Origin of the sequence: Massilia sp. KIM, assembly GCF_002007115.1 — a bacterium.
Taxonomy (GTDB): Bacteria; Pseudomonadota; Gammaproteobacteria; order Burkholderiales; family Burkholderiaceae_D; genus Telluria.
Window position 1 is genome coordinate 371108 of record NZ_MVAD01000004.1, and the last position, 10718, is coordinate 381825.

The window sequence follows — 10718 nt, forward strand, 5'->3', positions numbered from 1 at the left end:
ACTTGTCCCTGCACTGGCGCTGATTCCTGATACTTCACCTGTTTTACCTGATTTTAGATAATGGTTGATACTAAACGTCGAGATTTCCTGCGCCGTTCCGGCGCAGTTGCCGCAACGGGCGCACTAGCCGCCTGCGGCGGTGGTAACGGTGAAGCTTTCGAGACCGAGAGCTCCACCCTTTTCGGAGAAGGCGCATCCGCCAGCACGCTGGCTGGCACGACCAGCAGTGTCGCTCCGACCACCTTGGCCAACGCCAACTTCACCCTGACCAGCCCGGTCGCCCAGTCGCAAGCTCCCTATACCCTGGGTTACGCTTTCCGCCAGGGCGATGTGCCCAAGGGCAGCAGCGTCATCGCCGATGCCGGCAGCCTGCAGGTCATCCCCAAGAACACCTGGCCGGACGGCTCGCTCAAGTTCGCCGTGCTGTCGGGCATCGTCGCCCTGGCCGCCAACACCCCCAAGACCATCACCCTGAGCCGCGCCGCCGCGCCGGCCACCACCACGGTGCTGGACACCGCGCGCCTGCGCTCCACCAACATCGTGGCCGAGATCGGCGCCGACGCCTTCGGCACGGTGCGCTGGTCGGGCGCCGACTGGCAGACCCCGATGGCCCAGTGGGTCTCGGGTCCGGTCATGTCGTCCTGGATCTACCGCAAGCCGGTAGGCACCGACAAGCACCTGGTCGCCTGGCTCGAAGTACGCCTGTACAACAACGGCGCGGTCGAAGTCCTGCCCTGGATCGAGAACGGCTACCTGCAGGTCGCAGGGCCTACCAACAAGGCGACCCGCTATACCTTCACCCTGGGCACCACCCAGCGCTTCGCAGGCTATATCGACCTCAAGCACCATCAGCGTACCCCGCTGATCGGCGGCGCCGCGCTGTCGTACTGGCTGGGCACGGACGCCAGCGTGACCCCTGCGCACAACAAGGCTTACCTGCAGTCGACCGAACTGGTGCCGAGCTACATGGCCACGGTCAACAACATGGCAAACGCCGTGCTCGGCCTGGTGACCACCTACCAGCCGCTGCAGGCCGGCAACCTCAAGTACGACCAGGATTCGATGGCCTCGAGCGGCTACCAGGATCCGATCGGCCTGCTGCCCCAGCACGACGTGCTCTACCTGACCAGCAATGCGCCGGTCGCGTACGGCGCCGTGGTGCGCAACGGCTTCTCGGCCGGCCGCTGGGGCATCCACTACCGCGACGAGACCACGCAGCGTCCGTTGCGTTTCTCGAGCTATCCGAACCTGAACATCCGTTCCGGCCAGGGCTTCAAGGACACCGGCGGCTCCTCCAAGGGCCAGTACACGCCGGCCGCGACCGGCGGCAACCCGCCGCAATGGGACGTTGCGCACAGCCCCTCGGTCGGCTACATGGCCTATCTCGTGACCGGTCGCTGGTATTTCATGGAAGAGGTGCAGTTCGCCGCCACCGCGAACTACCTCGGCAATGGCGACAACAACAAGCTGCGTGACGGCGCCAAGGGCCTGGTGCAGCCTTGCCCGGGCGCCTGGCAGACCCGCTCCTGCGCCTGGGACTGGCGCGCCAAGGTCCAGGCCCTGGCCGTCACGCCGGATGCCGACACCGCGCTGCGCGCCGAGTTCATCGCCTCGGTCGAGGCGAACATCGCCCACTTCCATGGCCGCTATGTTGCGCAAGCCAACAATCCGTATGGCTGGGTGAAGCCGGGCGAAGCCTATGTCGGCGGCACCCTGCAGGTGGGCGCGCCCTGGCAGCAGGACTTCGTGACCGCCGCCTTCGGCTACGCCCTGTCGCTGGGCCTGCCGGTGTCGTCCACCGCCGCCGCCAACCTGGCCGCCTTCTTCCAGTGGAAGGCGAAGAGCGCGGTGATGCGCCTGGGCACCCAGAGCGGCTTCTGGTACGTCAACGCCGTTCCCTACAACCTGACCATCACCCCGGTCGGCGCGCCCGACTACGACAAGGGCACCGGTCCGTGGCTGGCCTCGGACGCCCAGGTGTATGCCGCCACCTATGCCGCCAAGCCGGCCTGGATGAGCAAGACCGAAGGTCTGCTGGCAGCCGAGTACATGCCGGGCGAACGCGCCATGTGGGGCAACCTGATGCCGGCGATCGCCTACGCGGTGCGCCACGGCGTGCCGGGCGCGGCGGCGGCCTATGGCCGCCTGACCAGCGCATCCAACTGGAGCACCCTGCGCAACGCCTTCAATGAGCGTCCGGTCTGGGGCGTGCAACCGGCCCGGGCGGTCGAGGTAGTCCAGCCGGCGCCGCCTCCTGTGGTCGACCAGCCTGCCGGCATGCCGGCATGGCTGGCGGGCGCGGCGATCGGCCAGTGGGTGGAGATTCCGGGCACCTCCGGCGCCGGCGGCGCCGCCGCCAACGCCTACAGCGGCATCGCCTTCAACGAGCGCACCAACGAAATCCTGATCGCCGCCGCGGGCGGGCACAACGACTCCTACGACAACCGCGTGGTGTCGCTGCGCCTGACCGACAATGCGCCGAAGTGGGTCGTGCGTTCCGCGCCGAGCACCAGCACTTTGAAGGACGTCGCTTATTATCCGGATGGCAAACCGACCTCGCGGCACCTGTACGCCACCATGCACTTCGTGCCCCAGGTGAACAGGCTGATGCTGTTCGGTACGCGCGGCGCGGCCGGCAACGCCTACTTCTTCCCGGCGACGAACGGCTTCAACCTCGACACCAACACCTGGGATCCGGCCGGCACCTGGGCCGACATCCCGAGCGGCTCGGACTTCGGCGCGGTGATGCTGCGCTCGACCGGCGAAGTGTGGAGCGTCAACCTGGCGCGCTGGTCGCCGGCCACCAAGCAGTGGACGCGCCCGATCACCAACCGTACCAACGACCTGGTGCGGATGCCGATCGCGCACGACGAGCGGCGTAACCAGCTGTTCACCCTGAACTGGGGCGACGGCTTCGGCTACGGCACCCAGCAGCTGTACTCGACCATCGTTCCGGTGAATGGTTCGTCGCAGTACAAGATCTCGTTCAACGCGAGCGCGGCGCTGACCCAGCTGAAGGCGGACAAGCCGACCTATTCGGCCATGGACTACGATCCGGAGAACGACCGCTTCCTGTTCTATTGCGGCCAGGGCGCGGGCGCCGGCAGGATCTACGTGATCAAGCCGAACGCGGGAACGATCTGGGACATCAGCTTCCTCCAGACCACCGGCAAGCTGCCCCCGGCGACGCCGAGTTCGGGTGTGCAGAACCGCTTCCGCTACGTGCCGGCGCTGCGCGGCTTCCTCCTGATGCCGAACGCTTCGTCGAACCTGTTCTTCATCCGCACCGCGTAATCGAGCGGCCCGGCCGCGCGCCTTGCCGCGCAGCCTGAAGCGCAGTCCCTGCCAGGGGCTGCGCTTTTTTTTGTCTCATCGAGAGCGCGCCGCCGCCTCAGGCGTGCGGCGCGGGAGGCGGGATGGCGGTGCGCTTGCGCTTGAAGCGCGCGGCGAGCATGGGCAGCGCTTCGCGGTACAAGGGATGCTTGAATGCCCACAGCAGGACCAGCCAGGCCAGCAGCGTCAGCCCGGCGCAGCCCAGGAAACGCGAAGTCGGCAGCGCCTGGCCCGGCGCCTGCAGCCAGAGCTTGACCAGCAGCGCGGGCGCCAGCGTCAGCGCGGCCAGCAGCAGGTTGACGCCGAGCACCCGGCCGAGGGCCGCGAAACGGGTCGGCAGGCAGCGCTGCTTGATCGCGTACAGCAGCGGCACCTGGAGCATGGCGACGCCGACCACGGCGGTCGCGAAGATCTCCAGGTCGCGGAAGTGGTACACCACCAGCGCCAGGATGATGGCGCGCGCCGGCTGGAACAGCAGTTCGGCCGTGGCGACGTGCTTCGAGTGCCCGGCCGCCAGCATCAGCGGCGGCACCAGCCCGACCAACACGCTGAACGAACCGGCGGCGCAGAACAGCGGCACCAGGGGCGCCGACTGGTCCCACTGCGGGCCGAACATCAGGCGCAGCACCTCGAGCGCGAACAGGGCGGCGAAGCCGTAGAAGGGCCAGGCCACCGCGCTCGTCATCGCCAGGCTGGCCAGGTACTTGTCCTCGAGCGCCCCGCTGCCGGTGCGGTTGGCCTGGGCGAAGGCGGGGTAGGCGACGTTGCGCACCGCTCCCATGAAGTCGCGGTGGAACAGGTTCATCAGGCCCTGGGCGCGGCTCACCAGCGCGACCGACTTGAAACCCATCACCTTGCCGACCACCAGGTCGTTGATGTCCATCGCGATCGAGGTGATCACGTTGGCGAAGGTGACCGGCCCGCCGAAGCGCATGATTTCACGCCAGTGCAGCAGGTTGGGGCGCGGCAGGCGCCGGTGCGCGCCGCGCAGCGCCAGCCCGGCCGCCACCGCGGCGTGGGTCACCACCGCGCCGATCGCCAGGCTCAGCGAACCCATGCCGAGCCAGGCCAGCAGCAGGGTGGTCAAGGTCGAGAGCAGCGCGCCGGTCTGGTTGATGCGCATCAGCACGTCGAACTGGAGCTCCCGCCGCAGCAGCGCCAGCGACACGGAATTAAAGGGCAGCAGCAGGAAGCCCAGGGTCACCACCTGGACGATGGTGGTGATGTGCGGATCGGCATAGAAATGGCCGATCAGGGGCGCGGCCAGCTGCATCAGCACGAACAGCGCGGCGCCCATGATGAGCGACATGCCCCAGGCGCTGCCGATGTACTCGCGGTCGAGTTCCTTCTTCTGGATCAGGAAGCTGACCAGGCCGAAATCGCGGATCACCTGGGTCACGGCGATGATCGCCAGCGCCACCGAATACAGGCCGATCTCCTGCGGCGCCAGCAGGCGCGCCAGCACCGTGAACGAGACCAGGTTGAGGGCGATCCCGAGATAGCTGTCGAGGAAGGAGAAGGCGACCGCGCGCCGCACTGAGCTCATCGGTGCGCTTCCCGGCCTTCGCCGGCCTGCGCCGCCTGCGCCGCCGGAGGCGCGCTGATCTCCTGCAGCACCTGGGCCAGCTGGCGGGTCAGGTTGTCGCGCTGGAAGCGCGCGAGCTGCTCGGGCCGGCGCGGCGAGAACAGGGCGTCCTGGCCGCCCAGGCACAGGCGCTCGATCGCGTCCGCCAGGCCCGCGACGTCGCCGGGCTCGAGGCGCAGCGCGCCGCCGACCTGGGCGATGGTGGCGCCGACCTCGCTGTCGGCGATGGTCGAGGCCAGCAGCGGCCGGCCGCTGGCGAGGTATTCGAACAGCTTGCCGGGAATGCTGGCGTATTCGTACAGTCCCTTGGACACCGGCAGGTAGAGCGCGCTCGCGCCCAGCATCATGGCGACCGCCTCGGCATGGGTGACCCGGCCGCGTTCCTCGACCAGCTCGGCGATCCCGTGCTCGGCCGCGCGGCCCGGCGCGAAGCCGGCCATCGACAGCCGCAGGCGCGCCAGGGCGGGCGAGCCGCGCCGCTTGAGTTCCGCCACCGCGAGGTAGAGGTCGTCCGGACCGTAGCCGGGGCGCCAGACGCCGGTGTAGACGATCCGCACCAGGCCGTCGGCGGGCGCCGGCGCGCCTGCCTCGGCCGGAAAGCCGGGACTGAAGCCATTGGTGATCGCGAAGCGCCGGGCCGGCAGCACGTCCTGGGGCAGCAGGCCGAGGAAGGTCCTGGTGGTGGCGATCACCGCCGCCGCGCGGCGCAATACCCGGCGTTCCAGCAGGGGATTGATGCGGCGCTGCAGCCAGGTCGAGTTGTCCCAGGCGACGTCGCCCGGTTTCCACAGGTCGCGGTAGTCGACCACATAGGGCACGCCGGTGCGCCGGCTGACCTGCTCGGCGACCAGGAAGGAGGTCCAGGGCCAGCCGGTGGCGTAGATCGCGTCGAATCCTTCGGCGGCGTGCAGCGCGAGCGCGCGCTCGACCGCGCTCGGCGCCCAGGCTGCCGCGCCGTCCGGCACGTTCCAGGCGCGCCGCAGGCGCCAGTCGATCGCCCCGGCCACCCGCTCCGCCGGCAGCAGCGGCGCCAGCATCCTGCCGATGCGCGCGCCGAACTGCGCGCTCCACATCGGGGCGCGCTCGATCCGGGTGCCGGCGCGCACCTCGGCCAGCAGCGCCGGGTCGCATTCGGCCGGGTTGGGATTGTCGAGGGTGAGCACCAGCGGCGTCCAGCCGCAGTCGGGCAGGTGGTTGACGAATTCCAGGCTGCGCCGCGTGCCGGAGTTGAAGATCGGCGGGTACAGGTAGGCGATGACGAGAACTTTTTTCATGAATGCGTGCTGTGCTGGCGCTGGACGGTCTGGCCGCCCCGGCGCGCGCCCATGGCCACCGAGCGGTACACCGCCAGGTGCTGGTTGAAGCTTTGCTGCCAGACGAAACCGCGGGCCCAGGCCGAGGCGGCGCGCGCGCGCTCTGCGCGCGCTTCGCCCAGCCGGGCGGTTTCGTCGATCGCCGCGAGCCAGGCCTCGCGCTCGTGCGGCGGCACCACGAAGGACAGGGGACCGATGAGTTCCTTCAGGCTGCCCAGGGCGCTGAACAGCACCGGGGTGCCGGCCGCCTGGGCCTCCACCGCCGGGAAGCCGAAGCCTTCGTACAGGGTCGGGTAGAGCACCGCCTGGGCGCCGCGATACAGGGCGCGCAGTTCGCTATCCTGGAGGAACTCGGCGAACAGCACGCGTTCGCGCAGCGCCGGCGCCAGCGCCGCTTCGGCCTTGCCGCGCGCCGCGCTGCCGAAGCCGCACATCACCAGCTTGAGGCCGGGCTGGCGGCTGGCGGCCAGCAGCTCGATCGCCCAGTCCGGGCGCTTGCGCGCCATCGGGCCGCCCAGGTAGACCAGGTAGGGCGAGGCGCCGATGCGCTGCGCCAGCGCGGGCGGCACGCGGCTGTCCTCGGGCTGGAAATACTCCTCGTCGATCCCGTGCGGGATCACGGTCAGCTTGGATTCCAGCCAGGGCCAGCGCTTCAGGATGTCGTTGCGCGAGCTCTCGCTGATCGTGATCACGTGGGCGCACTTGTTCAGCGCGGCCGGGACCAGGCGGTCCCAGTAGAGCCTGGCGCCCAAGGTGTCCGGGCGCTCTTCCCAGGCCAGGGTGTCGTGCACGGTCACCACGGTCGGCACCGGCTGCCACAGCGCCAGCGCGCCTTCGGTGGCGTGCAGCACGTCCGGACGGCGCCGCCGCAGGCGCAGCGGCAGGCCGACCTGCTCCCAGGCGCGGAAGCGGTCGCCGCGGAAACCGAATACCTCGGCCTCGGCGCGGGCGCCGGGCGGAATCACCATGCCGTAGCGGGGATCGTTGCCGAACAGGCGCCACCCGAGTTCGGGATGCGCCTGGCCGTGGCGCAGGAGTTCGTATACGTATTTGCCCATGCCGCGGATATGTTCCGTGTTCAGGCAGCGCGCCACCATCCCGATTTCCAGATTCACCTTGCTTCCTCCTTGTGCGGCGCCAGCGCGCGCGCGTACGACTTGATCAGCACCTTCCAGCCCGGGACGTGGACGGGATCGGTGCGCAGTGCGGCCCAGCCGGCGCGGCGCGCGGTCGCCAGGCTGCCGCGCGCCAGATGGGCGCCGGCATAATCGCTCCAGCTCTTGGCCAGCAGGCGCCTCACCTGGGCATGGTCGGCTTCGCGCCCGTCGGGCGAGCGCATGCCCCAGTTGGCGAGCGCGCGACCGATCACGATCGCGCGGTAGTTCGCCGTCGGCAGCGTATGGGTGATGCTCGACGGGTGGATCCGGTACAGCGCATACGGGCGCGCGACGCGCTGGATCGGGGTCACGCGCGAGGCGCGCAGCCACAGGTCGTAGTCCTCGCCGACCCGCAGGCCGGCGTCGAAACCGCCGATCTCGGCGAACAGGGCGCGCTGCGCCAGCACGGTCGAGGTCCAGACCACGCAGTCCAGCAGCAGCTGGGGGTAGATCCAGCCCGAGGCGCCGCTCCAGCGCGCCGTGTCGCCCGCGCGCGCGCGCAGCTCCTCCAGGTAGGCCTGGTCCGGCTCGGGCTCGGCGCAGGGCCAGACCTGCCAGGCGGTATAGCTCATGCGGCAGCCGGGAACCGCCGCCATCTCCTCGAACTGGGCGCTCAGCTTGCCGGGCAGCCAGATGTCGTCGGCGTCCACAAAAGCGATCCACTCGCCGCGCGCCTCGGCGATGCCGCGGTTGCGCGCCGCCGCCACGCCGGCGTTGGCCTGCTCGATCACGCGCACCTCGGGGAATTGCGCCCGCACCAGGGCCACCGAGCCGTCGCGCGAGCCGTCGTCGACCACGATCACTTCCATGTCGGCGAGCTCCTGGGCCAGCACCGAGCGCAGGGTCGCCGCGATGTAGCGCTCGGCGTTGTAGCAGGGGATCACGACCGAGACCAGGGGAGACTTCATGGAATTCATCGTTGCAGGATATTCTTGAATACGCGCAGCTGGCCCTCGGTGGTGGCGTCCCAGCTGAAGCCTTCGGCGTAGCGGCGGGTCGCAGCGCGGTCGATCCCGGCCGCGCGCAGGCGCTGCACGCCGGCGGCCACGCCGGCGGCGCTGCGCTCGTCCATCAGCACTCCGGCGCCCGGTGCGGCCACCACCTCCGGCGTGCCCCACACGCGGCTGGCCACCACCGGGGTGCCGCAGGCCATCGCCTCGAGCAGCACGTTGGCCCAGCCTTCGCGGCTGGAGGCCAACACCAGGGCGTCGGCGGCGTTGTAATAGCGCGCCAGCTCGGCCTGGGGCAGCACGCCCAGGAAGCGCACCCGATCCTCGACCCCGAGTTCGCGCGCCAGCGCTTCCAGGCGCGCGCGTTCGGGGCCCTGGCCGGCGAGCAGCAGGACGGCGTCGGGCAGCAGGGGCAGGGCGCCGATCGTCAGGTCGTGCCCCTTGAGCTCCACCAGGTTGCCGACCGAAAGCAGGACGAAGCCGTCCAGCCCCAGCTCCTCGCGGATGGCGTCGCGCGCCAGCGGCCGGAAGCGCTCCAGGTCGACGCCGTTGCGCAGCGGGGTGATGCGGCCCGGCTCGGCGCCCAGGGCCATGAGTTCGGTCTTGAGCGCGTCGCACACCGTGATCAGGTGGGCGGCGTTGGCGGCGGCCCATTGGATCAGGCGGCGCGGCACCGGGTGTTGCGGGATCATGCTGATGTCCGAACCGCGCGCGGTGATCACCACCGGCTTGTTGAAATAGCGGCCCAGGCGCACCGCGGCCACCCCGTCCGGGTAGAAATAGTGGGCGTCGATCAGGTCGAAGTCGTGGCCTTCGTCGATCATGCGGCCCAGCGTCGCGCGCGCGCCCTGGGCCAGCATGGCGGGCGCCAGGTTCATGCCGACCTTGGGCAGCAGCGGGTAGCGCGGGTGCGTGACCGACAGCCCGTGGCGGGTCTCGGCGGCGGGCACGCGTGCGAAGTCGGCGTAGCGCCCGAAGCGCCGGTGGCGGAACGGGAACCAGGGCACCGGCGCCACGACCCGGCTGCTGACGGCGCCGCTGGCCACCAGGTGGCGCAGGCGGGTCTCGACGAAAATGCCGTGGTTGGGCCGGACCTGGTTCGGGAACAAAGTGCTGAAGGTGAGGATCTTCATGCCCGTGTCACGGCGGCGTAGACGGCTTGGTAGCGGGCCACGCTGGCGGCCCAGTTGCGTTCGCGTTCCACGAAGGCGCGTCCGGCGCGGCGCAGTGCCGGCCAGGATCCGGGCGCGCCCAGCAGGGCAAGGGCCTTGTCCGCCAGCGCGCGCGCGTCGCCCGCGGCGAACAGCACGCCGGTCTTGCCATCCTCGATCAGCTCATGGTGGCCGCCGACGTCGGAGGCCACCAGCACCCGGCCCTGGGCCATCGCCTCAAGCGGCTTGAGCGGGGTGACCAGGTCGGTCAGGCGCATCTTCAGGCGCGGGTAGACCAGCACGTCGACCAGGTTGTAATAGCGCTGCACGTCGGCGTGCGGCACGCGGCCGGTGAACACCACCTGGTGCTCGACGCCCAGGCGCTTGGCCTGGGCGCGCAGGGCGGCGTCCTGCGGGCCGCCGCCGACCAGCAGCACGCGGATCGCGGGGTCCCGTTCCAGCATGCCCGGCAGGGCGTCGAGCAGCACGTTCAGGCCTTCGTAGGCGTAGAAGGAGCCGATAAAGCCGAGCACCTTCTTGCCCGCCAGGCCAAGCTGTTCGGCCAGGGTTTCGTCGCGCGCGCCCTCGGTGCTGAAGTCCTCGATGTCGACCGCGTTCGGGATCACGGTGACCTTGTTCGCGGGGATCCCGCGCGCCACGATGTCGCCGCGCAGGCCTTCGCAGATGGTGGTCACGGCGTCGGCCCGGCGCAAGGCATGGGTTTCGAGCGCGCGCGTGATGCGGTAGCGCAGGCCGCCTTCGCTGCTGGTGCCGTGGTCGACTGCGGCGTCTTCCCAGAAGGCGCGCACCTCGTACACCACCGGAATGCCGAGCTTGCGGCCGACGCGCAGGGCGGCGACCGCGTTCAGCGAGGGCGAATGGGCGTGCAGGATGTCGGGCCGGACCTCGCGCGCCACTTCCAGCAGGCGCGCCGCCAGGGCATTGATCACGCCGAGCTGGTTCAGCACCGGCACGCCGGCCATGGCGCCCGGCTGGCTGCGGTGGAACACCAGGCCGTCCACGGTTTCGCTGGCGGCCGGCGCCGGGCCGTGCTTGGGGCTGGTGACGTGGAAGGTCTCCCAGCCCAGCGCGCGCTGCTGCTGCAGGATCGAGCGGGTGCGGAAGGTGTAGCCGCTGTGCAGCGGGATCGAGTGGTCGAGCACATGCAGCACGCGCAGCGGACGGCCGCCGTGCGCGGCGTCGCGCACGTTCGGGTGGACGACAGGCTG

Annotated in this window: 7 protein-coding genes; 1 reads left to right on the plus strand and 6 read right to left on the minus strand. The window is 70.2% G+C overall.

All coding sequences use genetic code 11. The features are described 5' to 3' along the window. The first annotated feature begins 243 nt into the window (after window positions 1-243). Entirely contained in the window at window positions 244-3294 is a 3051-nt protein-coding gene (locus tag B0920_RS24275; RefSeq protein WP_078035261.1) for a hypothetical protein, read from the plus strand. A gap of 97 nt (window positions 3295-3391) precedes the next feature. Here the strand turns inward: B0920_RS24275 and B0920_RS24280 are convergent, their stop codons facing one another. Genes B0920_RS24280 through B0920_RS24305 form a run of 6 tightly spaced genes read right to left on the minus strand, consistent with a single transcriptional unit; the run spans window position 3392 to window position 10667 of the window. Then, on the minus strand, window positions 3392-4879 hold the full coding sequence (locus tag B0920_RS24280; RefSeq protein ID WP_078035262.1) for an oligosaccharide flippase family protein: 1488 nt from the start codon (window positions 4877-4879) through the stop codon (window positions 3392-3394). Then, on the minus strand, window positions 4876-6192 hold the full coding sequence (locus B0920_RS24285; RefSeq protein ID WP_078035263.1) for a glycosyltransferase: 1317 nt from the start codon (window positions 6190-6192) through the stop codon (window positions 4876-4878). The genes B0920_RS24280 and B0920_RS24285 overlap by 4 nt, the downstream gene beginning before the upstream one ends. Continuing rightward, entirely contained in the window at window positions 6189-7346 is a 1158-nt protein-coding gene (locus B0920_RS24290) for a glycosyltransferase family 1 protein (protein WP_143745896.1), read from the minus strand. Before B0920_RS24290 ends, B0920_RS24285 begins: the two co-directional genes overlap by 4 nt. Continuing rightward, on the minus strand, window positions 7343-8296 hold the full coding sequence (locus tag B0920_RS24295; protein ID WP_179119282.1) for a glycosyltransferase: 954 nt from the start codon (window positions 8294-8296) through the stop codon (window positions 7343-7345). Before B0920_RS24295 ends, B0920_RS24290 begins: the two co-directional genes overlap by 4 nt. A 5-nt stretch (window positions 8297-8301) precedes the next feature. Continuing rightward, the gene (locus B0920_RS24300; RefSeq protein WP_078035266.1) at window positions 8302-9471 is read right to left on the minus strand and encodes a glycosyltransferase family 4 protein; all 1170 of its coding nucleotides are present in this window, start codon (window positions 9469-9471) and stop codon (window positions 8302-8304) included. Further along, window positions 9468-10667, minus strand: coding sequence for a TIGR04063 family PEP-CTERM/XrtA system glycosyltransferase (locus tag B0920_RS24305; RefSeq protein WP_078035347.1), 1200 nt, complete (start codon window positions 10665-10667; stop codon window positions 9468-9470). The genes B0920_RS24300 and B0920_RS24305 overlap by 4 nt, the downstream gene beginning before the upstream one ends. Window positions 10668-10718 lie beyond the last annotated feature (51 nt).

Coding starts and splice junctions, on each gene's coding strand:
- B0920_RS24280 (WP_078035262.1), bottom strand. CDS start 4,879: ATGAGCTCAGTGCGGCGCGCGGTCGCCTTCTCCTTCCTCGACAGCTAT.
- B0920_RS24285 (WP_078035263.1), bottom strand. CDS start 6,192: ATGAAAAAAGTTCTCGTCATCGCCTACCTGTACCCGCCGATCTTCAAC.
- B0920_RS24295 (WP_179119282.1), bottom strand. CDS start 8,296: ATGAAGTCTCCCCTGGTCTCGGTCGTGATCCCCTGCTACAACGCCGAG.
- B0920_RS24300 (WP_078035266.1), bottom strand. CDS start 9,471: ATGAAGATCCTCACCTTCAGCACTTTGTTCCCGAACCAGGTCCGGCCC.